Raw genomic sequence first — 23,620 nt, 5'->3', positions numbered from 1 at the left:
CCTACCCAGTGCCGGTCCCCCTCAAGAGGACCGGCACGCGGCCCGGCTCGGCGCCGGTCCCTCAGCGCGGCATCGGGATCACGTCGCGCGTCTCGTCGACGCCGCTGAACGCGCCCCTCCGGGCGAGCGGTTGCGGCGGTGCCTCGTCGGCGCAGACCGTCCCGCTGGCGGGCAGGGCCAGCGTGGCGAGGTAGCCGTTGATGAGCGCGCTGGCGCACGCGCTCCGGTTGTACGCGGTGTGTCCCTCACCGGCGAAGGTCAGCAGCCGGCCGTTGTCCAGCGTCCCGGCGAGGGCCACGGCGTCCTGGTACGGGGTGTCCGGGTCCCCGGTGTTGCCGACGACCAGGATCGGGGCCGAGCCCGCCGCCCGGTAGGAGCCCTCGAAGCGGCTCGCGCGCTCCGCGGGCCACTGGGCGCAGGTGGGCGCGTGGTTGTGGTCGTAGGTGGGCGGCCCCAGGCCGACGGGGGGACCCAGCAGGGGCGCCGCGTGGGCCTCGGCGGTGACGACGGCGCCGGCCAGCAGCGGACTGGTCGGGTAGCGGCGGTCGGCGCACTCGACGGCCATGTTGACGTTGAGGAAGTCGAAGGACGCGGGTGACGGCGGGTTCAGCAGCCACGTCGTCCTGTGCTCCTGGGCCGCGCGCAGGCTCTCGCCCAGGGCGGGCCAGATCTCCTTGCCCGCGTTGATGTTGAACATCAGCCGGTAGGCCAGGGTGTAGCCGGTGGCCGGACGGCCGCTCGCGGTGATGACGGGGCGGGCGTCCAGGTCCCGCAGCAGCTGCTCGAAGGCCTGCCGGGGCGCGCCGTCGCCGAAGCCGCAGGTGGCGGCGGACTGGGCGCACCAGTCGAGGAACCGGCCGACCGCCGCGTCCAGGGCGGTGAACTGCCCGGCGTCGTAGGCGTAGGGCACGTCCGCGTAGTGCCGGGGGTCGTAGGACCCGTCCAGGACCATGGCGCGCACCCGCCGGGGGAACTGGGCGGCGTAGACGGTGCCGACGTAGCTGCCGAAGGACCGGCCGTAGAAGCTGAGCTGCTCCTCGCCGAGGGCCTGGCGCAGCAGGTCGATGTCCTTGGCGTTCGAGGCGGTGCCGATGAACGGGAGCAGGTCGCCGGAGCGTTCGGCGCAGGCGCGCCCGAAGTCGCGGCCCTGCCGGAGCGCGAGGGGCAGGGTCCCGGGGCCGGGCACGCCCCGCGCGGCGTCGACGGCGGCGGCGTACTCGGTGTCGTTCCAGCACTCCACCTGCCCGCTGCGCTTCACGCCGCGCATGTCGTACCCGATGACGTCGAAACCGTCGCGGAGCGCGGCGGGCAGCGCGTCGTAGCTGTCGCGGGCGAAGTCCACGCCGGAGTTGCCGGGACCGCCGGGGTGCAGCAGCAGGACGCCGGTGCGGTGGGCCGGGTCGGCAGCGCGGTGGCGGGTGACGGCGAGCGCGGCCGTACGTCCCGTGGGCGCACGGTAGTCCAGGGGTACCCGGGCGGTCGCGCACTCGAAGCCATCGCCCGGGTCCGCGCAGGGGCCCCAGTCCAGGACGGGGACGGGCGCCGGGGGCGATGTCGCCGTGGCGGAAGCGGACGTGACGCCGAGGAGGGCCGCGACCGCGGTCAGGACGAGGGCGGTCCCCCACGCCGTCCGTATGCGGGGACGGACGGCCGGTCTGCTGGGCATGCGTGAACTCCCTCGGTGGTAGCGGCACGCACAGGCTCGCATCGTCGGGCCCGGGGAGGCCAGACCGATGGCCGGACAAGATCCGGAACGCCCGGCCCCGCTCAGCGGGAGGGCGGCCGGGCGAAGTCGAGGCGGTGGCGCAGCGTTTCCGGGCCGCGGACGCGGGTGCCGAAGACCACCAGTTCGCAGGCGCCGCGGGTCCGGCAGTCGACGGTGCGGCCGTCGATGCTCGTGAAGGACGCCGACAGCGTGACGTCCTCGTCGACGCGGCCCGTGTCCGTGGTGGCCGGCGGCCTGGCGCGGGGGCGGCAGCCGAGGGTGTCGGCGGAACCGGTCGCGCACTCCATGGCCGGGGCGTGGTAGCGCGGTTCGTAGCCCTTGCCCGTGACGTGGACGCTCTGCCCGTCCACCAGGGCCTCGTCCGGATCCACGTGCAGGGTGGGCGGTGCCTCGGTCCGGCCGCCCGGGCGGAAGCGCAGGGGGACGGTGGCCAGCAGGGCGCCGTCGTTGCCGGTGAGGGCCAGGGAGCACGGATCGGCGGCCGGCGCCGTACGGCAGTCGACGGGCCCGGCCGGGGTGTCGAGCCGGGCGTACAGCTTCTTCGGCGAGAGGGGGTGGGTACCGTCCGGGTACACGCGGAACTGGCGGCCGGTGGCGTCGTCGCAGCTGGGCGCGGAGGCCGACGGGCCGCACTGCTTGACCCAGACGTAATCCTTGGGCGGACCGCCCGTGATCCCGAAGGAGACGATGTCGCCGTCCAGGAGGCCGGAGACCGTGTCCACCGACAGTCGCGGGCCCGCGGCCGACGCCGGTTCGGCGGAGGCCGTCGTGCGGCAGGGCGTGCCGGAGGCGGAGCTCCGCGGCTCGGCCCGTTGCCAGCGGCCGTAGGCGGTGTCGGGCGCGTCCTGCTCCCGGTGCCACAGGCTCGCGCCGCCCCCGGGCGCGGCGTCGTCGTCGTGGAACAGCTGGAACTGGGCGATCCGGCCGTCGCTGCGGTCCAGGGACACCAGGGTGCCGGGCACCGGCGCTCCGGCGGGGCCCGGTGCGGCGGTGTGCGGGGCGGAGTGCGGGGCCGGGTCCGCGCTGCAGACGGCCGAGCCGGGCGTGGTACCCGCCCCGAGGGTGGTTCCCGACGGCGCGGCGTGCGCCGCCGCCGGTGAAGCCGCGATCCCGGCGCAGGCCAGCGCCAGGGCGGCCGCTCCGCGCGCCCATGCGCCGGGCCGTGCCCCGGCCCGTCGCCCCGGCGCGTTCCCGGCTCGGACGCGGTGCAGGACCATCGGGTTCCACCTTCCTGAGAACGCCACCCGCTCACAGCACCGGGTGCATCACAGCGGCTGTCAGCAGCCTGGGGCGCCGGTGCCGCCGCGCTGCGGGAGGCTGAGGTTGGGCGCGGAGCTCGGCCAGGTCAGCGAGACCGTCCTGGTCTTGCCGTCAGGCTGGATCTGGACGACCGGGGCCGGTTTGCCGACGGGGTTGCCGTCGGCGCCGAACGACAGCCATCCGCTGGCGCCCGGCAGCATCTGCGCGCAGTAGAACTGGTGCAGGATCCCGGTCTCCAGACCCGGGTTCTTCAGTCCCGCGCTGTCGCGCCGGGCCGCGCTGATCGCGGCGACCGTGGCGTCGTGGGTGAGCATCGCCTGGCCGTTGGCGAGGTCGGCCGGGTCGTACGCGAGGGCCGCCGCGTCGCCCTGGGTGGTGAGCCGCTGGCCGGTGCACGGGTCGGGCCGTCCGGTGTACGCCGCCCAGAACTGGTCGTAGTTGTGCTTCGCGTCCGAGCCGGGGCATTCGGTGCCCCATTCGTCCGGGCTGGCCAGCGCGGTGTAGGCCACGGTGACCCGGCCGGAGGCGACCCCCTTCAGGACCGCGTCGTCGCGGATGGCCTCGGAGGCGTCGTCCCCGGCGAGGATGTGCAGCTGCGGGATCCCGCAGGGCGTGCCCTGGACCCAGTTCTCCACGAACGCGCCGAGGTCGCGGCCGCGGCCGGCGAAGTAGACGACGGCCGGGGCGGCCTGGCAGAGGTTCGCGTGCATCAGGTTGAACTGCTGGATCAGGTAGTCCTTTCGGCCGGATCCGCTGGTCAGGTTCTGGGGCGAGGTGTACGGGAGCACGGTGACCGTGCGGTTCGGCGCGGCGAAGCGGACCTTCGCCTCGGCCGCGAGGGTGGCGGTGTAGTCGTCGCCCGCGACCGCGTCGGCGATGACCGCGATCGACGCGGCGGCGGGGCGCAGGCCCGAGACGTACTGGTTGGCGGCGACCACCGCGTCCGTGTTGGTCGGCGAGACCCGGAACATGTCGGGGATCAGCCGCTTGCCCGCCGGGTCGGCGGGGTCGACGTTCATCGAATTGCCGGTCACGGTCGAGCCGATGACCGGGATGTGGAGGCGGCCGGAGATCGCGGCGGCGGCCTGACGGGTCTGCTCGGTGCTCTGGCCGAGGCCGACGACGGCGGAGATGTGCTCGGCCTCCGCGTGCTTCTCGACGCGGGCCACCGCCTCCTTCCAGGAGCCGTACTGGCTGCCCATGTTGGCGAGGTACAGCTTGACGCCGGGCGTACTGCCGTACGCCGCGGTGTTGTTGGCGCGCCAGACGGCCGCGACCGCCCCTTCGATGTTGGGGTAGAGCGAGTCGTAGGTGAGGGTGTCCACATCGGCGACGGGTGAGAGGTCGAGCATCAGCACCACGCTGGTGGAGGGTCCCTTGACGGCCTGGTTCGCCGTCCTGATCGTCTCCTCCAGGGTGCGCATGCGGGCCGGTTCGGCCTTGGCGAAGGCGGTGCTGTCGAGGTTCACGCCGACGCAGGCCAGAGGCGAACCGGCCGCGGTCATCCCGGCGCCGCAGCTCAGGGCGGGCGGGAAGAGGCGCTCGTAGGCCCAGCTGCCGCCGAGGACGAGTCCGGCGAGGACGACGAGGGCGACGGCCGCCGACAGCACGGGATGACGGCGCAGCCGTCCGAGTCGTGGGTTGTGGACACCTACGGTCATGAACACTCCTAGTGCTGCGCCCGGGCCCGCCGCGCGGCGGGCCCGGGAGGGGTCAGGCGAAGAGCGCGCCCGCTTGCTGGAGCGCACTGACGTCCAGGAGGCGGGAGTTGTGCGAGAGCCGGTCGAAGCCGTCTTCGATCTGTGCGTCCCAGCCGCGGCTGTGCTCGGTGAGCGGGTCGTTGTAGAGCCACAGGAGCGCCAGCAGTTTGGCCGTGGCCACCGCCACGACATCGCTTGCCCGCTCCTCGATCCCCGAGAGCAGGAGCGCGTACGCCTGGGGCGCGGAGTGCGCGTGGACCAGTCGGCAGGGCGCCGACGCGAGGTAGTCGAGGAGGCGCACCCAGGCCCGGTGGTCGCGGTCGAACCGGGCGGCCAGTGCTTCGGCGACCGGGGTGAACCGGCCGAGGCACAGCTCGTAGAACAGCCGCTGCTCCTCGGCCGCTTCCGCCGGCCGGCCGCGCGCGGCGGACATCGCGGCGAGCGCGGCGGCCTGCCGGGAGAACACCCGGTCCCAGGGGTCGGCGGCCGCAGCGTCCCCGTCCCGCACGCCCCGGGCCGGGCCGCCCGAGGGCGGTTCGGCGGGCGCCGCGGACAGGGCGGTCAGGACGCAGCGGCTCAGCCAGGGGTGCAGGGCCGGGGGCCGGTCCGCCGGGCCCCAGCCGATCTCACGGATGCGGGAGGCGATGGGGGCGTGCGTACTGACCCACAGGTGGCGGCGCAGCAGTTCCAGACTGTGCGGCAGGTCGGTGAGTTCGGCCGGTACCCACGGGTCGTCGGCGGTGCGCGCGTCCGCGAGGTAGGCCGCGGCCACGACGACGGCGGGCGGGGCCGTCCAGCGTGCGGCGGGGACCGCGAGCCCTTCGGGCAGGCTGGTCTCCAGGGCCCGCGACCACAGCGGTCTGCCGCCGCTGTCGAGGGCGGCGGGCAGGGGTCTTGCGGCCGCCGCCCTGTCGTCGTCCGGCGGCGTCCCCTCGCGCTGCTCCTGTACGGCGGTGACGGCGCCCCAGTGGCCGCCGGTGAGCCGGTGGGCGACGGAGGCGGCCAGCGGTGGGGCGAGGGATCCCGGGGCGTCGGTGATCCGCCCGACCTGGTCCTCGGTCATCGGGTCGAGCCAGACCGGGTACCAGTGGGCGGCGACCGAGTCGGGGTCCGCCGCGGCGCCCGGTTCCTCCTCGCGGGCCCACTCGGCGCGGGTGGCGCGCGAGAGCCGCGGGACGCGGCGCTGCGAGGTGCCCGCGAGGGGGGTGGTCCGCCAGGGCTCGCACCAGCGGGTGGTCCATTCGGGCTGCCACTGGCCGCAGGCCGCGAGCACGACCAGGGGGTCGGTTCCGGCGGGAGCGCCGGGGCCGGTCTGCCGGTTGCGGATGCGCGCGCCGATGAGGGCGCTGAGGAAGCGGCGTCCGGCCGGGGTCTGCGCGCCGTCCACCAGGAGCACCCAGGCGTGGTCGTGGCGGCCGCGGGCCGCTTCGTGGGCGGGCACGTCGCAGGAGCAGGTGGACCGCAGGGCCGGGTGGCGCTCCGCCTGGTCCTGGGCGTCGGCCAGGAAGGCCGCGAGCAGCGGGCCGACCGCGGCCGAGCGGGAGGCGGAGCTGAGTCTGATGAGGGCGTCCACGGATCCGGCGGCCTCCGCCTCCGGAATGCCGACGTGCCAGCGCAGGGCGTCGCGCAGACCCCAGCGGGCGGCGCTCTGGAGCAGCGAGCCGATGACGGGCCGGGCCTGGTCCCGGACCGCGGCGACCACCTCGCGGCCGGTGCCGGACACCAGGGGGCTGAGCGCGCCGGTGGCGACGACGTCCATCGTGGTGACCGCGGCGTCCTCCACGCGGGTGGCGAAGCGGCCGGGCCGGGTGCCCCGCGTGTAGGCCTGGATCAGACCCCTGATCTGGTCGGTGGCGCGGGTGCGGTCGTTCTCCAGGTTCTCGTTGAGGGCGAGCAGGCCGAGCGCGAAGCGGTGGAAGACGGGGCTGCGGCGCAGGGTGTCCCAGCCGCGCATCATCTGGAAGGCGGCCAGGGCGGCGGCGGAGACCGGGTCCACCGGGTTCTCGTGGAAGTCGAGATGGGCGTGCACCACCGTCGAACCGCAGCCCTGGGACAGGGCGGACAGCAGGGTGGACTTGCCCGACTGCCGTGGTCCCAGCAGGGCCACGACGGGCTGCCGCTGCTGCGGGTACCGCCAGATCATGTGCCGCAGAAAGGCCTCGGCCCCCTGCGCGTGGCCCGGTTCCGTCGTTGCGTTCGCCATTGCCCCCGCCCCCCAGCTGGTCGCGTCGCCCGCGTCGGCGCAACGGAAGTAAACACCGAACGGACGCGGCGCGACGGGCATACGCCGGATATCGAGGATCTCGGGAACAGCCGTGCGCAGGGCTCGTGTTCGCCGGGGCGGCGCAGCAGAATGCCGGTACCCCCGGTCGGTCGGGGGCACCGACGCCGAGGAGTTGATGTGCGCACTTCGCCGCCGTCCGCCGTGCCGCCCGTACGCCGGGGCGGGACGCGCCGGTTCTGGTCCGCCGCCGCGGTCGCGGCCGCGCTGGTGATGGCGCTGCCCGCCGTCGCGGGCGCCGAGGTGCTGCCCTCGCTGCCGCAGCGGGCGGACGGTCTGGAACAGACGTTCTCCCCCGCCTACGACTACGACAGGGACGGCTGTTACGCGACCGCCGCCATCGGCGCCGACGGACGGCTGAACCCCGGCCTCAAGCCGGGCGGCGACGTGAACGGGCACTGCCGGGACTACGCCCAGCTGCGGGACTCGAACACCTACGCGCGCGCGAAGTGCGACAACGGCTGGTGCGCGGTCATGTACGCGAGCTACTTCGAGAAGGACCAGGCCACCCTGGGCCCGGCGGCCATCGGCCACCGCCACGACTTCGAGCACGTCGTCGTCTGGATCAAGGACAACCAGGTGCAGTACGTGTCGACTTCGCAGCACAGTGGCTGGAAGTGGTACCCGCGATCCGAGGTGCGCTTCGACGGGACCCACCCCAAGGCCGTCTACCACAAGGACGGTGTCTCGACGCACTTCTTCCGGCTGGCCAACGGCAACGACGAGCCGCCGGAGAACCACACCGGCGGCTGGTTCTTCCCGCGCCTGGTCGGCTGGAACGGCTATCCGGCCGGCCTGCGGGACAAGCTGATGAACGCCGACTTCGGCTCGGCCACCATCAAGATCACCGACGGTCGCTTCGCCGATGCCCTGAACGCCGCCAAGCCGCCGATCCCCTTCAATCCGTACGCCTAGGAAGAGCGTTGGCGCCCGCCCCGGCCGGGCGCCGTCCGGGGGTCCGCGCGGACGCGGGCGCGCAACCGGAGAGAAGTCCTCCGCGTGAGGCGTACGCCCGGCCCGTGCGGGAAAGTACGCCCCGTGTCGAAGGACGAGGAGACGACCGGTGGATTCGCGACCGAGCTGCGGCGCATGCGCCAGCTGCGCAAGATGTCGCTGTCGGCTCTTGCCCGCTCGGTGCACTACAGCAAGGGCTACCTGAGCAAGATCGAGAACGGCGGCAAGCCGCCCACCTCCGACCTCGCCCGCCGCTGCGACGAGGCGCTCGACGCCGGGGGCGAACTGGCCCGGCTCGTCCCGGCCCAGCGTCCGGCGGCGGGCACCGCCGCGCGCACGGAGACGGCCCGTACGGAAGCCGGCCGCGCGGACGGCGGCGGGCCGGAGCGGGGATCCGCCGCGGTGTGCCCGTACCGGGGGCTCGCCGCGTACGGGCCCCAGGACGCGCAGTGGTTCTTCGGGCGCGACGGGGACACGGCGGAGCTGGCGGCCCGCCTCGCCGGCCGCGCCGGGCGCGGGGCGGTGGCGGTGGTGGCGCCCTCGGGGGCGGGGAAGTCCTCGCTGCTGCGGGCGGGCCTGCTGCCGGCGTTACGGCGCGGGGTGCTGCCCGTGACGGGGGCGGGCGAGTGGCCCGTGGTGATGTGCACGCCGGGCGCCCGTCCGCTCAAGGAACTGCTGCGCTGCGCCGCCGAGGTACTGGGGACGGCGGCGGCCGGGATCACGCCCGAAGAGCTGGCGCAGCGGCCGGAGCGGCTGCTCGACGCGGCGGCCGGGTCCCGGGGCCGGCGCGCACTGGTGGTCGTGGTCGACCAGTTCGAGGAGGTCTTCACCCTCTGCGAGGACGAGCGGGAGCGGCGGGACTTCGTCCGGGTGCTGCACGCGCTCGCGGGGCCGGCGGCAGCGGCGGGACCGCCGGAAGCCGGCGCAGGCCCGGACGGGGCGGACGGCGCGGGCCCCGAAGCCCCCGCGACGGCCGTGGTGATCGGGATCCGCGCCGATTTCTGCGGGCACTGCCTCGACCATCCGGAACTCGTCGAGGTGTTCACCCACGGGCTGTTCGCCCTCGGCCCGATGTCCGGCGCCCAGCTGCGCGAGGCCATCACCGGCCCGGCTGCCCGGGCGGGCCTCGTCCTGGAAGGCGGCCTGGTCGAACTGCTGCTGCGCGACCTCGGCGACGGCTCGACGGCCGACGCCGGTTCGCTGCCGCTGCTGGCCCACACCCTGCTCATCACCTGGCAGCAGCGCGCCGGAACGACCCTCACGGTCGCGGGCTACGAGCGGACGGGCGGCATCCGCGGAGCGGTCGCCCGCACCGCCGAATCCGTCTTCGGCCTCCTCGATCCGGCCGAGCGGCGGATGGCACGGGAGCTGCTGGTCCGCCTGGTGCACATCGCCGACGGCGCCGCCCAGACCCGCAGACCGATGGAGCGCGAGCGGCTGCTGCGCCAGTTGCCGGATCCGGGAGCCGGCGGGCGGGCCCTCGACGCGTTCATCGAGGCCCGCCTGGTGACGGCGGGCGGCGAGAGCGTGGAGATCACGCACGAGGCGCTGCTGCACGCCTGGCCCCGGCTGCGCGAGTGGACCGAGCGGGACCGGGCCTCGCTGCTGATGCGCCAGCAGCTCTCCGAGGCGGGGTCCGAGTGGGTGGCGGCCGGGCGCGACCCGAGCCTGCTGTACCGGGGGACGCGGCTGGCGGGCGTACGCGAGTGGCTGGAGCGGGCCGCCGACCGCTCGCTCGGGCCGGAGGAGCGGGAGTTCGTGGCCGCCTGCGAGGCCGAGGAGGAGCGGGGGGACCGGGCACTGCGGCGGCAGGGCCGGATCCGCCGGGCGATGGTCCTGACCCTGGCCGGGTTGCTCGCGGTGGCCCTGACCACGGGGTTGCTGGCCCTCCAGCAGCGCGCCCAGGCGGTGGAGCAGCAGCGCACCGCGCAGTCCCAGGCCATGGCGGTGCGCTCCGGCCTGCTCGCGGCCGGCCAGCCCGAGGCGTCGATGCTGCTCGCGGCGGGCGCCTACGGTACGGCCCGGACCCCCCAGGCGCGGGGCGCGCTGCTGAGCACGCAGGCGCAGTACTTCGCGGGGCGCCTCGGCGGGCACGGCGGGCCGGTCAACTCCGTCGCCTTCAGCCCCGACGGCAAGGTCGTCGCCTCGGCCAGTTCGGACACCACCGTCCGGCTGTGGGACGCCGCGACGCGCGCACCGGTCGCCACGCTGCGGGGGCACACGGGCGCGGTGACCTCGGTCGCCTTCGGTCCCGACGGGCTCCGGCTGGCGACGGGCAGCGCGGACGGCACGGTGCGGCTGTGGGACGCGGCCGCGCACCGGATCTCGGCCACGCTGACGGGGCACCGCGGGTCGGTGCGCTCGGTGGCGTTCAGCCCGGACGGCACGACGCTGGCCAGCGGCGGTGTGGACCACACCGTCCGGCTGTGGAACCTGCCCGACGGCAGCCCCCGTACCGCCTTGACCGGGCACGAGGACACGGTCATGGGCGTCGCCTTCAGCCCGGACGGCGCCACCGTCGCCTCGGCGGGCGCGGACCGGACGGTACGGCTGTGGAGCACGGGCGAGGAGCGGCAGACAGCGGTCCTCGCCGACCACACCGACCAGGTGCTCGGGGTCGCCTTCAGCCCGGACGGCCGCACGCTGGTCTCCGGCGGCGCCGACCGCACCGTCCGCCTGTGGGACCTGCCGCAGGGCACGGTGCGCGCCGTCCTGACGGGGCACGGGGACGACGTGAACGGGGTGGCCTTCACCCGCGCGGGTGACACGGTGGTCAGCGCGAGCGGCGACGGCACGGTGAAGCTGTGGGATCCCGTGGCCCGCAAGGTGGTCGCCACCCTGTCGGGGCACACCGACTACGTGCAGGCCGTCGCCGCCGGGCCCGGGGAGCAGCTGGCCACCGGAGGGTTCGACCAGTCCGTGGTCCTGTGGGACCCGGGCCGCTCCGCGCTGGCCGCACGGCCGTTCGCCGAGTCGTGGCAGTCGGCCTTCTCCCCCGACGGCCGGCTGCTGGCCGCGGCCCAGGCGGACGGCACGGTGCGGATCTGGGACCCCGCCCGCCACCGGCTCGTCAACACGCTGACGGGACACGACGGTTCCGTCTTCGCCGTGGTGTTCTCCCCCGACGGGCGGCTGCTGGCCTCGGCGGGAGCGGACCGCACGGTCCGGCTGTGGGAAACGGCGACCGGGAAACCGTACGCGCGGCTCACCGGGCACCGCGGGTCCGTCTTCGCGCTCGCCTTCGCCCCGGACGGCCGGGAACTGGCCTCGGCCAGCGCCGACCGGACGGTGGCGCTGTGGGACGTGGGCACCCGGCGGCGCGAGACCGTCGTCGAAGGCCACCAGGACTTCGTCAACGCCGTCGCCTTCAGTCCGGACGGGCGGACGCTCGCCACCGGCAGCGACGACCTGACCGTGCGGCTGTGGGACGCGCGGGATCCCGGTCACCCGGAGCGCGCCGTGCTGCGCGGCCACACCGGGTCGGTGCGCGGGATCGCGTTCGCGCCGGACGGGCGCACGCTGGCCAGCGGCGGCAACGACGGCACCGTGCGCCTGTGGGACGTGGCCCGGCGGGCGGCGGCCGGGACCCTCGCGGGGCACAACGGCTCGGTGCGGTCGGTGGCGTTCAGCCCGGACGGCGCGGTCCTGGCGAGCAGCGGCAGCGACCAAACCGTGAAGCTGTGGGACCCCGTGCGGGGCCGGCAGATCGCCACCCTGAGCGGGCACACCGGTCCCGTGTGGGGGGTCGCCTTCGACCCGGTCCTCCCCGGCACGCTGGCGAGCAGCAGCAACGACGGGACCGTCCGGCTGTGGGACACGGACGTCACCCGGCGCGCGGCCGAGGTGTGCCGGCTGGTGGGCGACACCGGGAGCGCGCGGTGGGCCCGGCTGCTGCCGGACGAGCCGTACCACCGGGTCTGCCCGGCCCGGCGCTGACCCGGCGCCGGACACCGGGGCCGCCCGCGCCCGGGCCGGGCTCAACGCCGGGCCGCACGCCGGGCCCCACGCAGGGTTCCGAGCGCCCTCCGGGGGGCGTTTCCCGGGGGTTTCCCGTTTCCCACCTGCACGGGCGACGCGTGGCGCCTCGACAGCGGCCCCGTCCGCGGACCAGTCTCGGAGCACCGCAGCCGCTCACCCGACCCGGTGTCAGGGCGGCCGCGGCGGCACCACGAACGGGGGAACAGCATCATGCGCACCATCCTTTCCAGAGCGAAGCGGTCCGCGGTCATCGCGGGCATCCTGGCGGTCTGCGCCGCCGGGGCGATCACCCAGCCCGCCGCGGCGGCGCCCGCGGCATCGGCATCGGCATCGGCGGTGTCGGCCCGCCCCACGCAGGCCGAAGCCGCCTGCGGGGTCCTCGCGACGGGGGCCTCGGCCGCGGCGGAGGCCGCGGTCCGGGCCGCCTGTACCCAGATCGGCGTCTGGTACAGCTGGGGCGGTGGCCACGGGCCGCAGCCGGGCCCCACCTACGGTCAGGTCGACCCCACCGACCCGGCCAGCGAACACGACCCGGAGCGGCGGGGGTTCGACTGCTCGGGCCTGGTCCGCTACGCCTACGCCGAGGCGACCGGGCAGGACATCCTGGCGGGCAACGCCAACAGCCAGTACCACTCGCCGCGCGTCACCGCCCGCATCCCCGCGTCACAGGGCACGGGAGCGCTGCTGCCCGGTGACCTGCTGGCGTGGGGCGGCGACAACAGCATCCACCACATCGCCCTCTACCTCGGCGCCGGGAAGATGGTGCAGGCCAAGCAGTCCGGCACCCGCGTGATGGTCAGCGACCTGGCGCCCGGCGGGGACTACAACGGCGCGGTGCGCATCGCGGCCCCGGCGGGCGACGGCGCCACCTTCTCCACCTGGGGCACGGACGTGTGGACGCACACGGAGCCGTCGACGACGAGCCCGCGGGCCGTCAAGTTCGCCGGCCCCACCCGGGTCCGCATCGGCTGCCAGAAGCACGCCCAGTGGGTGGACGCCGAGGGCTACCACAACGACGCCTGGTCGTACCTGCCGGACCACAAGGCGTGGATCACCAACATCTACATCCAGGGGCCGGCCTGGCTGGACGGCGTACCGACCTGTCCGTGACCCGGTCCCCCACCGGAGCATCCCGCACCTTCCGCACACCTCACAGGAGTTCACCGTGAACGTACGCAAGAAGTTCGCCCTCCTGGCCGCCTCCGGCACGCTGGCGCTGGGGCTGGCCGCCTCGGTCGCCCCCACCGCCTCGGCCGCGGTCGCCGACACGTGGCACGGTTGCCCGTCCGGCGCGGTCTGCATCTACCCGCAGGACGCGGGCTGGAACAATGACCGCCCGAGCCTGACGTACTACAGCTACGGGGCGCACAACCTCTCCAACCAGTACGGCAACCACTACATCGCCAACAACCAGACCGGCGGCGCGACCATGCGCACCTGCACGGGGTACAACGGCACCGGCTGTCAGGGCTACCTGCTGGCGGGCACCTGGATGATCAAGGACCTCTCGCCCATCAACTCGATCACCCTCCAGCCCTGACCGCGCGGCCGTGACCGCGCGGCCGCCGCTGCACACCACCGCTGCCCCCGGGACCCACCCGGGGGCAGCGGCGTGCCCGGGCGTTTCCCCGCCCCCGGGTGCCGGGCCGCCCCGGGTCCGTGAGAGGGTCGGCCCGGCCTCGCACGGAGGCCGGCGAGGAGGTCGCGGTGACCGGGGACGAGGACCGGGCGACGGGAGGCGCGGGCGTGGTGCTGGTGGCGGACGACGACGCCGCCATCCGCCGCTCGCTGGAGCGGGGGCTGCGGCTGAGCGGCTTCACCGTGCTGCTGGCCGAGGACGGGAGCGCCGCCCTGGACCTGTTCGGCGCACGGTCCCCCGACGTCCTCGTGCTGGACGTGTCCATGCCCGGCCTGACCGGGACCGAGGTCTGCCGGCGCCTGCGGGAGCGCGGGGACGCGACCCCCGTCCTGATGCTCTCCGCCCTCGACGAGCTGGCGGACCGGGTCGCCGGGCTCCAGGCCGGCGCCGACGACTACCTCGTCAAGCCGTTCGCGCTGGAGGAGCTGGTGCTGCGGCTGCGCGCCATCCTGCGGCGCCGTCCGCGGCGGATCCCCTCGGAGGTGCTGCGCGCGGGGCCGCTGGTGGTCGACCAGGCCACCCGGCGGGTGCACCGGGACGGGGCCGAGGTCCACCTCACCCGCAGGGAGTTCGAGCTGCTCGTCCAGCTGGTCCGCAACGCCGGGATCGTCCTGACCCGGGACCAGCTGCTGGACCGGGTCTGGGGCTACGACTTCGAGGTGCGCACCGACGCGGTCGACACCTTCGTCAGCTACCTGCGCCGCAAGCTGGAGGAGGGCGGCCGCCCGCGCCTGATCCACACGGTGCGCGGGGTCGGCTTCGTGCTGCGCGTGCCCGGGGAGGACCGTCCGTGAAGCTCGCCACCCGGATCGCGCTCTCGGTGACCGTGGTCGTACCGCTGCTGGTGCTCGCCGCGGGCCTGCTGGTCCTCGGGCTGGTCAGCCGGGACCTGCACCGCCAGCAGGACACCCGGCTGCGGGAGCTGGCCACCGCCGCGCTCCCCGACGTACGGGTGCTGCTCGCGGCCGATCGCAAGGGGCGGCCCAAGGTGGAGCAGAACCAGCACCGCAAGGTGCTCGACACCGTCCTCGACGCGGGCATCCTGGTCCGGTCCGCGGACGGCGCCGACGTCCTGGCGGGCGGTCCGCGGCCCGCCGACGCGGCCCGGCTGCCCGCCGCGGACGGCGCCGCCGACGGGGGGCGGCCGGGCGGGCCGGTCACCGTACGGTCCCAGGGCCGTGCCTGGCGGGTCCTGGCGGTCCCGGTGGGCGGGGCCGCCCCGGGGACGCTCTGGCTGTCCGCCCCGGCCTCGGCCACCGACCCGCAGCTGACCGCGGTGCGCGGGCGGGTGCTGCTCGTGGCCCTGCTCTCGGCCCCGGTCGCGGGGCTGCTCGCCCGCGCCCTCGCCGGTCGCGCCACCGCTTCCGTCCGGAGCCTGAGCCGCCGGGCTGCCGCGCTCGACCCGGGGGCGGGCGCGGCGGCCTTCGCCACGGCTCCCGTCAACATCGCCGAGGTGGACGAACTGTCCTCGGCCATCGGCCAGTTGCTCGCCCGGTACGAGGAGCAGGCGATGCGCACGACGCAGGCGCTGGAGACCGCGCGCTCGTTCTCCTCCGCCGCCTCGCACGAACTGCGCACGCCCCTGATGAGCATGCGGACCGACCTGGACGTGCTCGCCGCGCATCCCGGTCTCTCCCCCGGCGAACGGGCCGAAGTGGTCCGGGACCTCCAGAGCGACCACGCCCGGCTGCTCGACCTGCTCACGGCGCTGCGGATGCTCGCCCGCGGGGATCTGGTGGAGGTGTCGGCCTTCGCTCCGCTGGACCTGGCCGAGCTGGTGGACACCGCGGTCGGCGAGGTCACCCGGCGCCATCCCGATGCCCGGGTGAGCACCGTGCTCCCGGCGGAGCTGCGGGTCTTCGGCTGGGACGCCGGGCTGATGATCCTGCTCGCCAACCTGCTGGGCAACGCGGTGGTCCACGGTCACCTGCCGGACGAGCCGCCGCGGATCGAGGTGGCCCTGCGCGCCGAGGGCCCGTACGCGGTGCTGACCGTGGACGACGCCGGGCCGGGCGTCGCGCCGGAGGAGCGCGAGGCGGTCTTCCGGGGCTTCCACCACCGGCCCGGCAGTCCCGGGTCGGGGCTCGGGCTGACGTTGGTCGCCCAGCAGGCGGCGCTGCACGGGGGCACGGTGGCCATCGGAGCCGCGCCGGGCGGCGCGGGCGCCCGCGCCGAGGTGCGGCTGCCGCTCCCGGCCGCCGACGGCACGACGGCCACGCCGCTGCCCGCACGGCGCGACTGGATCTCACAAAGAAACCACAAGGACGGTGTCTAGCGTCCTGCCCGTACACCCGCTTCGCACCCGAGGAGATACGACCATGCACACGCAGCACAGGACCGCTGCCGCGATCGGCGCCCTGGCGCTGGCCGGAGCACTGCTCTCCGTCGCCCCCGCGCAGGCCGACTCGGCCGCTCCCGCCCCGGCCGACGCGAAGAAGGAGGGCGGGAAGCACGCGTCCGCGCCGAAGGGCGACGGCGCCAAGGAGATCTGCAAGCGGCTGCCCAAGACCAAGGCGCGCGTCGACGGCGCGGTCACCCGCCTCGGCGGCGACGCGACGGTGTCCGGCTCGGTGGCGCGGCTGGAGCAGCGCGTCGCCAACGCCAAGACCGCGGGGCACACCGAGGTCTACACCTACCTCAACGACCGGCTCACCGCCCGCAAGGCCCTGCTGCCCACCCTCCAGAAGCGCCAGGCGGACCTGAAGTCCGTCGGCACCTGGTGCGCGGCCCAGGGCGCCAAGTGAGCGTGCGCCGCCGCGCCACCGCCGCACTCGCCGTCCTGGCGACGGCGGCGGCGCTGCTGGTCACCGGGTGCGCGCCCGGTACGAGCGCCCGTCCGGCGGCGGAGCGGTCCGCCGGCCCGGCCGACGACGCCCAGCGGGCCGGGCTGCGGCAGACGCTGGACGACGCCGACCGGGCGGCGGACGCGGCGGACGCGGACGCCGCGCGGAACGACTGACCCGCCGCCGGGCCGTCCGTTCCCGGCCCGGCGCCGGTCAGCCCGCCGCGGGCGCGGCGGCGGGGGCCGCGTCGAGCTCCCACGCGTGGCGCTTGAACTCCCGCACGAAGTCGGGGTGGTCCTCCCACTGGCGGGCCACCCCGCGCAGCACGTCCCAGTGGTGCTCGACCGACTGGTCGATGACCCGGGCCACCGCCGGTTCGGCGGTCGGGCGCCGCTCCAGGAGCCCCTTGACGGCGGACGCCTCCAGGACGGCGTTGCGCAGCGCGCGCAGCGCCCGGGAGGTGTCGTCCATCCCGAACCCGCCCTCGCTGCCCGCCTCCGCGGCGAAGAGCGGGGTCAGGCGCGCCTCGATGAACGCGGTGATCCGCTCGAAGTGCTGTACGTCCATCGGAAACTCCCTCTCCTGCCGCCCTGAGCGACGAACCGTGTGTCAAGGGCCAGTTCTATCAGCGGACCCGCAGGCACCCGCACCGCGGGTCGGGCCCTGCGGCCCTGCTAGCCGCGCCGCAGGGCGCCCCGTACGAAGGCGGCCTGACCGGCGTGCTGGAGGTCGTCGCTCAGCACGCTGACCAGCCGGGTCCCGAGGGTGACCGGGGGGTCCCAGCGCTCGTCCACCACCCGCTCCAGGTCACCGGCGGCGAGGCCGCGCAGGTACGCGAGGGTCCGCTCGTGCACGGCGTCGAAGTACCCCAGCAGCAGCGCGTCCGAGTCGACCCGGACGTCGGCGACCTGCCGGGCGGTGTGACCGTATCCGGTCGCGTCGGCGGGCAGCGGCAGGGCGAAACGGTCCGCCCAGCCCTCGGCGGTCCACACCTGCTCCCGCCCCGCGACCTCCGCCACGTGGTCGTCCTGGACCCGGGTCAGGTGCCACACCAGCCAGGCGATCGAGTTCGCCTCCGGGTCGAGGCGCGCGGCCAGTTCGTCGGCCGAGAGCCCTTCGACGCTCTCGTGGACCACTTCCCGGATGCGTCCGAACGCGTCGGCCAGTACCTCTGTGGCCTTCATGGCTCCTCCTCGCTCGTGGGCGAACGTCCCGGCCCCGCCGGACCGGCGGGCGCCGCCCGGCCACCATGCACGGACCGCCGCCCGCGGGGCCGCGACCGACACGCGGGACGGCCTGAGGCGGCCCGCACCCTGGCGCGGGAGCGGCGCCTCGGGCACCATCACAGCGCACGGCACAGCGCAGTACCGCACCGGCACAGCACCCGCATCGCCTCCCGTCCCCGTACCGAACCGGAGGAACCACCGTGCGCGTCCGCCCCCTGCTCAGCGTGCTCGTCCTCGTCTCCGGAGCCCTCGCCGGCCCCGGCTTCGGCGTGCTCACCTCGGCCACCCCGGCCGCGGCCGCCCCCACCAAGATCAGTCATGCGACGGCGACGTCGATGTTCCGCCAGGCCGGCATCGCCTGGTCGTCCTCCGGCAACTGCTCCGACCGCTCCAACCCGACGTGCACGTCCTTCGAACAGCTGAACCTCGCGACGGCCCAGGCCGCGCAGGTGCTGAAGGGCGCCAGCGGCTGCTCCCTCACCATCACGGGCGGGACGGAGACCGGCCACGCCAGCGGCACCTACTCGCACTGGAACGGGTACAAGATCGACGTGTCCAAGGGCACTTGCATCACGAACTACGTCAAGAACACGTTCTCGTACATCGGTCTGCGGGGCGACGGCGCGCCCCAGTGGAAGTCCGGATCGGGCAACATCTATGCCGACGAAGGCAGTCACTGGGACGTCCTGTACTACAACTGCGGCGGCTGCTGAGGCGGTCGGCCCCGCGACGACACCGCGAGGATGATGTACGTGAGCGCGATCAGCATCGGTCAGGCCGTGGTCCTGGGCGTGGTGGAGGGGGTGACGGAGTTCCTCCCGGTCTCCTCGACGGGGCACCTGAAGATCACGGAAGGCCTGATGGGGATCCCCGTCGACGACAAGAGCGTGGTCGCGTTCACGGCCGTCATCCAGGTGGGCGCCATCGCCGCGGTGCTCGTGTACTTCTTCAAGGACATCGTGCGGATCGTCTCCGCGTGGGGCCGGGGCCTGCGCGATCCGCAGGAGCGCTACCACCACGACTACAAGTTCGCCTGGTGGGTCATCTACGCGACCGTCCCCATCGTGGTCGTCGGACTGGCCGCCAAGCCGCTGATCGAGGGCCCGCTCGCCTCGTTGTGGGTGGTCGCCGGATCGCTGATCGTCGGCAGCGGCCTGATGTGGGCGGCCGACCGGACGGGCCGGCACAAGCGCGGGGAGGACGACACCTCGCTGAAGGACGCGATGCTCGTGGGTTCCTCGCAGATCCTCGCCCTGCTCTTCCCCGGCTTCTCCCGGTCGGGGGCGACCATGTCCACCGGCCTGATCCTGGACTTGGAGCGGGTCGCCGCCACGCGCCTGTCCTTCTTCCTGGGCATTCCGGCCCTCACCGGCGCGGGGCTGTACGAGCTGAAGGACGCGGTCGGCGCCGGGGTGAGCGCCGCGCCGCTCGTGGTCGGCACGCTGGTCTCCTTCGCGGTCGCCTACGCCTCCATCGCCTGGCTGCTGAAGTTCGTCGCCAAGCACTCGTTCAACGCCTTCGTGGCCTACCGCATCGCCGTCGGGGTGCTGCTGTTCGGCCTGCTGGGCACGGGCGTCCTGCACGCCTGAACCGGCCCTGTTCCCGGAACGGCTGGACGAACTGGACGAGCTGGACGGACTGGAAGGAGCGGACATGCGAGGCGGCGCCGCGATCGCGGTCATCGGCGGGAGCATCGCGGGCTGTGCGTTCGCCGCGGCGGCCGCCCGGGCGGGCGCGGGCCGGGTGGTGGTGCTGGAGCGGACCCTGGGGCGGCTCCAGGACCGCGGGCTCGGCCTGTGCGTCCACGACGGACGGGCCGCCGAGCTGACGGCCACCGGCGCGCTGCCCGCGGGCATCGCCCGGCACCGGCTGGTGCGCCGCCGCTGGGTGGTCCGCCAGACACCGGGCGGCACGGGGGCGGACCCCGGCGGGCGGGTGCTCTGGGAGCAGCCGTTCCCCTTCCACTCCTACCACTGGGGGCTGCTCTGGCGCGGGCTGCGGGACACGCTGCCCGGCTCGGTGGACTACCGGCAGGGCGAGACGGTCACGGGGGTCGTCCGGGCCGGTGAGCGGGCCGAGGTGCGCCTGGGGCGCGGCGGGGCCGAACGCTTCGAGCTGGCCGTGGGCGCCGACGGCTACCGCTCGGTCGTGCGCCGTACGGTCTGCCCCGCGTCCCGCCCGCACTACGCGGGGTACGTCTGCTGGCGCGGCAATCTCGACGCACGCGCGGCGGCGGCCCTGGATCCGTCGGCCGGAGCCTGGGACGACGCGGTCACCACCGTCTGCTTCCCCGGCGGGAGTTGTGTCGTCTACCGCATCCCTGGCTCGGACGGCCCCCGGCTGAACTGGGTGCTGTACGCCGCCCCGCCGCCCGGCGTCGCGCGGCTCGACGATCCCGCGGGCGATCCGACGAGTTTCCCGGCGGGGCGGCTGGGCCCCGAACTGACCGCCCTGCTCGCGGCGTTGCTCGCCGAGGAGTTCCCGCCGTACTGGGCCGCGGTGCTCTCCCTGACGGAGCCCGGAAACACCTTCGTCCAGCCCGTCTACGACCTGGAGACACCCCGGATCACCGCGGGCCGACTCCTGCTCGGCGGCGACGCCGCCACCGTGGTGCGGCCGCACAACACCAGTGGGGCCGCCAAGGCCCTCCAGGACGCCGCCGCCTTCGAGGCGGCCTGGGGCGGCGCGGGTTCCTGGGAGGGGCTGTCGCGCGGGTACGAGGAGGCCCGCGGGCCTGCGGGGCGGGAGATGGTCGCTCTGGCCCGCAGGCTGGGCCGGGCGCAGGTGGAACGTACGCCCGCGTGGGCCTCGATGAGTGCGGACGACGTGGAGTCGTGGTGGCGGGAGCAGCTCGGCGGGGCCGCCGGGATCGGCGGAGCGTCGATGGGGCCCGCCGCCCCGCGCCCGTAGGACACCTCTTTCGGGGGAACGGTCCGGTGCCGGCGCGTCCGCGACGGCCATCGGGTGAGAAGGACGGGTGCGCGGGTGGCGGTTGTCGGCACCGCCACCCGCGTGACCTCGTGACCGGGTGCCCGGGGCCTGGGATGCCCGGTCAGGGGTCGCGGGTCACGGGTCGCCGGTCAGGGCGGCGGCGAGCTGGGTGCGGGAACGGACGCCGAGTTTGCGGTAGATGCGGCTGAGCATGCCCTCGACGGTCTTGACCGAGAGGAACAGGTACCGGGCGGCGTCCTGGTTGGAGGCGCCCCGGCGGACGAGGTCGGCGAGGCGGGCCTCGGACTCCGTCAGTCCGGCGCCGGCCGGAGCGCGGGCCGCGGGGGCGGCCTGGCGGGGAGCACGCCCCGGTGCCGCGCGGGCCGGGTTCCCGTGCGCCCGGTCCAGGAGTTCGCGGGTGATCTCCTGCCAGGGCCGGGCGCCGCTCTCCTCGAAGACGGCGAGGGCGGTCTCCCAGGCGGTACGGGCGGCGGCCTGGCGGCGCCGGGACCGTTCGACCCGGCCCAGTGCGACCAGGGTGCGGGCCGCTTCCAGCGGCAGGCCCAGGCGGTCGAAGCCCGCGGCGGCGCGACGCAGGCAGTCGGTGGCCGCGTCGGCGTCCGTACGGCCGGGAGCACGGGCCAGGAGGATGCCGCGGGCCCGGGTCAGGGCGGCCGCCGTCCCGGAGCCGGTGCCGGGCGGGCCCAGTACGGCCTGGGTGCGCTCCAGCAGCTGCCGGGCGCGGGGCAGCAGTCCGGCGCGGGTGAAGGCCTCGATCGCGTCGGGCTGCCACCGGAACATGCTGGGCTCCGCCGACGGGCCGCCCGCCTCCGCTTCGGCGACGGCCGCGAAGGTCGCCGCGGCGTGCGCGATGTCCCCGGTGTGGAGCTGCGCCGCGCCCGTGATCCAGAGGTTGCGCGCGACGTAGAGCCCGTCGCCCTCCTCCCGGGAGGCGCGGGCGCCGCAGGCGGCGGTGCGCAGGGCGGCCGTGAACGTCCCGGCGGCGCACTGCGTCAGGGCGGCCGTGTACCAGGCCGGGCCCATCGACAGCGCCGCGGTGCCGGACAGGCGTACCGCCCGTTCGGCCCACGCGAGCGCCGGGCCGCAGGCTCCGAGGCGGGTGTCGACCTCGGCGAGGCTGCGCCAGATGTCGACCAGGTCCTCCGCGTCGCCCTCGTGCTCCGCGAGTGCGAGGAGTCCGGTCAGCCGGTTCCGCGCCTCGGGGAGCCGGTCGTCGAAGACGGCGTGCCGGGCGGCGAGGTACTGGGCGCTGTTGCGGATGCCCGACTGCTGGGCGGGCACGCCCAGGGCGAGGGCCCGGGCCAGTGTCCCCGGGGCGTCGTCCGTGCCCAGCACGCGCTCCATCCGGGCGCGCATCGTCAACGCGGCCGCTTCCAGAGGGCGGTGGCCGCCGGCCCGGGCGAGCTCGGCGGCGCGCGCCGCCGCGCGCAGGGCCCGGTCCGGGGCGCCGTGGGCGATGTTGGCCACGATGGCCGCCCGCAGTTCGACGGCGGCTTGGAGGTCCGGGAGACCCGCGGCCATCTCCCGGCAGCGGGCCAGCAGCGGGTCGACGCCGGAAAGCGCCTGGCCGTGGGAGTCGACGAGCGCGAGCAGCGCGGTGACCTGGTGGACCGGTTCGGCCCGGGCGGCGATGACGGCGTCGGCCGCCTGCCGGGCTAGGTCCGTGGCCCCCGCGGCCGCGGCTTCCCCGGCCGCGGCGGTGAGGCGCCGGATCCGCGGACCGGGCCGGTCCGGCGGGGTGATGTCGGCGGCGAGGAGGAAGAGTTCGGCGGCCAGGGCCCGCTCCCCCGCGTCGCGGGCGGTGTCCGCGGCCCGCTCCGTGTCCTGCGCCAGGCGCTGGTCCGGGTGGTCCTGGGCCAGGGCCCGGTGCCGGGCCTCCTGGACGGGGTCGCCCACCGCCAGCGCGAGCGTGCGGTGCGCGCGGGCGCGGGCGCGCCGGTCCTGGGCGCGGGCGGCGGCCCGGGCGAGCGCCGTACCGGCGAACCGGACGCGGTGCGCCGGGCCGGGGAGCAGTACCCCGGCCTCGACGGCCTGGGCGAGGTGCTCCTCGGCGCCGGGGGCGCCGGCCCGCCGCAGCAGGGCCGGGGTGGGGTGGCGGGTCAGGGCGGCCAGCATGAGGGTGCGGCGGGCCGCCGGGCCGAGCGTCTCGCGCAGCCAGACCTCGGCGGCGGCGTCCGCCTGCGGCGCTGCCGGCGGGCAGTGCGGCGCCGGGGGCGGGAGCCGGGCGAGCGCGTCACAGGCCAGGATGGTCAGCAACCGGTGTCCCCCGCAGCGCCGTTGCAGAGGCGCGGCCCACCGGGTGGGCAGGCCGTGCGCGGCGAGCAGCGCGGCGCACTCCTCGGCGTCGAGCGGGGCCAGGTCCACCTGGAGCGGGTGGCCGCCGAGCAGGGCGGCGGCGGCCTGGGCCCGGCCCTGCGTACGCTCGGTGGCGATCGCGAGAAGGCGGGGCGGGGGCAGCGTCCGCAGGGCGTAGGCGAGGGCGTCGGCGCTGGCGGGGTCGAGCCACTGGGCGCCGTCGACGGTGAGCAGGTGGTCGTGACCGGCGAGCAGCGCGGTCAGGGCGAGGCGGACGGGGAGCCGGTCCTCGTCGGTGAGGGGGCGGGCGTCGGTCCCGCGCCGCAACAGCCTTTCCAGGAGCCGTGCTTGCGGCGGGGGAAGCGCGTCCAGCTCGGCCGCGGGGCGGGCGGACAGCATCTGGGCGAGCGCCCCGAAGGGCTGTTCCCGGTCCCCGGCGGCGGTGGTGATGCGCAGCGCGCGCCGCGCGGCGGACCCGGGCAGCGCCCGCAGGACCCCGTCGAGAACGGTGGTCCGGCCCGCCCCCCAGGGCCCCGCCACCACGACCCGCCCACCGCCCCGCAGCCCGTGCACGGCCCGCTCGACGGGCCCGGCGGTGGCGCCGTCCCCGCCCCGGCCGCCATAGCTGTCGCTGTCGCCGTCCACGTCGAACCTCCCGAGTGGGCACGCTAGAACGCCGCCGCGGCGACCACAACGCCCGCGACGCCGCCGCCGGGGATCAAGGGTTTCCCCTGGTGCCCCGCCCCCGCGCGCGGCGCCCTGCGTGACGGCGCCGGACGACCACCGCCAGGCTCCCGCCTGACCGTCCACCCCCACGCGGCGGGCT

Annotated in this window: 18 protein-coding genes; 11 read left to right on the top strand and 7 right to left on the bottom strand. The window is 75.7% G+C overall.

Annotated elements, in window-relative coordinates:
- Positions 1-61 precede the first annotated feature (61 nt).
- The 4 genes from AC0693_RS11010 to AC0693_RS10995 all read right to left on the bottom strand — a co-directional run bounded on the left by AC0693_RS11010 (position 62) and on the right by AC0693_RS10995 (position 6,889).
- Positions 62-1,666 carry an alpha/beta hydrolase gene (locus tag AC0693_RS11010; protein WP_478801545.1) on the bottom strand — a complete coding sequence of 535 codons (1,605 nt, stop codon included), beginning with the start codon at positions 1,664-1,666 and terminating at the stop codon, positions 62-64.
- A gap of 101 nt (positions 1,667-1,767) precedes the next feature.
- Positions 1,768-2,943, bottom strand: coding sequence for a neocarzinostatin apoprotein domain-containing protein (locus tag AC0693_RS11005; protein WP_478801544.1), 1,176 nt, complete (start codon positions 2,941-2,943; stop codon positions 1,768-1,770).
- Between the two features lie 60 nt (positions 2,944-3,003).
- Positions 3,004-4,647 carry a type 1 periplasmic-binding domain-containing protein gene (locus AC0693_RS11000; RefSeq protein ID WP_469315822.1) on the bottom strand — a complete coding sequence of 548 codons (1,644 nt, stop codon included), beginning with the start codon at positions 4,645-4,647 and terminating at the stop codon, positions 3,004-3,006.
- Between the two features lie 52 nt (positions 4,648-4,699).
- Positions 4,700-6,889, bottom strand: coding sequence for a hypothetical protein (locus AC0693_RS10995; RefSeq protein WP_478801543.1), 2,190 nt, complete (start codon positions 6,887-6,889; stop codon positions 4,700-4,702).
- Between the two features lie 291 nt (positions 6,890-7,180).
- Between AC0693_RS10995 and AC0693_RS10990 the strand changes: the two genes are divergently transcribed.
- The 8 genes from AC0693_RS10990 to AC0693_RS10955 all read left to right on the top strand — a co-directional run bounded on the left by AC0693_RS10990 (position 7,181) and on the right by AC0693_RS10955 (position 16,497).
- Positions 7,181-7,882 (top strand): NPP1 family protein, encoded by a 702-nt coding sequence (locus AC0693_RS10990; RefSeq protein ID WP_478801855.1) that lies wholly within the window; start codon positions 7,181-7,183, stop codon positions 7,880-7,882.
- Positions 7,883-8,005: 123 nt separating this feature from the next.
- Positions 8,006-11,857: an nSTAND1 domain-containing NTPase gene (locus AC0693_RS10985; RefSeq protein WP_478801542.1), complete on the top strand. Its 3,852-nt coding sequence runs from the start codon at positions 8,006-8,008 to the stop codon at positions 11,855-11,857.
- A 252-nt stretch (positions 11,858-12,109) separates the two neighbouring features.
- Positions 12,110-13,009 carry a C40 family peptidase gene (locus AC0693_RS10980; protein WP_478801541.1) on the top strand — a complete coding sequence of 300 codons (900 nt, stop codon included), beginning with the start codon at positions 12,110-12,112 and terminating at the stop codon, positions 13,007-13,009.
- A 55-nt stretch (positions 13,010-13,064) separates the two neighbouring features.
- Positions 13,065-13,439 carry a hypothetical protein gene (locus AC0693_RS10975; RefSeq protein WP_478801540.1) on the top strand — a complete coding sequence of 125 codons (375 nt, stop codon included), beginning with the start codon at positions 13,065-13,067 and terminating at the stop codon, positions 13,437-13,439.
- Between the two features lie 167 nt (positions 13,440-13,606).
- Positions 13,607-14,332, top strand: a complete 726-nt coding sequence (locus tag AC0693_RS10970) for a response regulator transcription factor (protein ID WP_469315818.1) — start codon at positions 13,607-13,609, stop codon at positions 14,330-14,332.
- Positions 14,329-15,813 carry a sensor histidine kinase gene (locus AC0693_RS10965; protein ID WP_478801539.1) on the top strand — a complete coding sequence of 495 codons (1,485 nt, stop codon included), beginning with the start codon at positions 14,329-14,331 and terminating at the stop codon, positions 15,811-15,813. Before AC0693_RS10970 ends, AC0693_RS10965 begins: the two co-directional genes overlap by 4 nt.
- A 43-nt stretch (positions 15,814-15,856) precedes the next feature.
- The gene (locus AC0693_RS10960) at positions 15,857-16,282 is read left to right on the top strand and encodes a hypothetical protein (protein ID WP_478801538.1); all 426 of its coding nucleotides are present in this window, start codon (positions 15,857-15,859) and stop codon (positions 16,280-16,282) included.
- Positions 16,279-16,497 carry a hypothetical protein gene (locus AC0693_RS10955; protein WP_478737519.1) on the top strand — a complete coding sequence of 73 codons (219 nt, stop codon included), beginning with the start codon at positions 16,279-16,281 and terminating at the stop codon, positions 16,495-16,497. Before AC0693_RS10960 ends, AC0693_RS10955 begins: the two co-directional genes overlap by 4 nt.
- Positions 16,498-16,534: 37 nt before the next feature.
- Here AC0693_RS10955 and AC0693_RS10950 read toward each other — a convergent pair whose 3' ends face one another.
- Positions 16,535-16,888: a hypothetical protein gene (locus AC0693_RS10950; protein WP_478801537.1), complete on the bottom strand. Its 354-nt coding sequence runs from the start codon at positions 16,886-16,888 to the stop codon at positions 16,535-16,537.
- Between the two features lie 107 nt (positions 16,889-16,995).
- Positions 16,996-17,505 (bottom strand): mycothiol transferase, encoded by a 510-nt coding sequence (locus tag AC0693_RS10945; protein WP_469315813.1) that lies wholly within the window; start codon positions 17,503-17,505, stop codon positions 16,996-16,998.
- Positions 17,506-17,747: 242 nt separating this feature from the next.
- On the opposite strand from AC0693_RS10945, the gene AC0693_RS10940 reads away from it, so the two are divergent.
- The 3 genes from AC0693_RS10940 to AC0693_RS10930 all read left to right on the top strand — a co-directional run bounded on the left by AC0693_RS10940 (position 17,748) and on the right by AC0693_RS10930 (position 20,457).
- The gene (locus tag AC0693_RS10940; RefSeq protein WP_468466273.1) at positions 17,748-18,260 is read left to right on the top strand and encodes a hypothetical protein; all 513 of its coding nucleotides are present in this window, start codon (positions 17,748-17,750) and stop codon (positions 18,258-18,260) included.
- A 39-nt stretch (positions 18,261-18,299) separates the two neighbouring features.
- Complete coding sequence (locus AC0693_RS10935; RefSeq protein WP_469315812.1) at positions 18,300-19,136, top strand: undecaprenyl-diphosphate phosphatase; 837 nt, start codon at positions 18,300-18,302, stop codon at positions 19,134-19,136.
- A gap of 64 nt (positions 19,137-19,200) precedes the next feature.
- Entirely contained in the window at positions 19,201-20,457 is a 1,257-nt protein-coding gene (locus AC0693_RS10930) for an FAD binding domain-containing protein (RefSeq protein ID WP_469315811.1), read from the top strand.
- 156 nt (positions 20,458-20,613) lie between these two features.
- On the opposite strand, the gene AC0693_RS10925 is transcribed toward AC0693_RS10930, so the two are convergent.
- Positions 20,614-23,439: a helix-turn-helix transcriptional regulator gene (locus AC0693_RS10925; protein ID WP_469315810.1), complete on the bottom strand. Its 2,826-nt coding sequence runs from the start codon at positions 23,437-23,439 to the stop codon at positions 20,614-20,616.
- Positions 23,440-23,620 lie beyond the last annotated feature (181 nt).

This window comes from Streptomyces sp. NPDC043876, from assembly GCF_056435825.1.
This window is presented reverse-complemented; position numbering and strand designations above follow the sequence as displayed.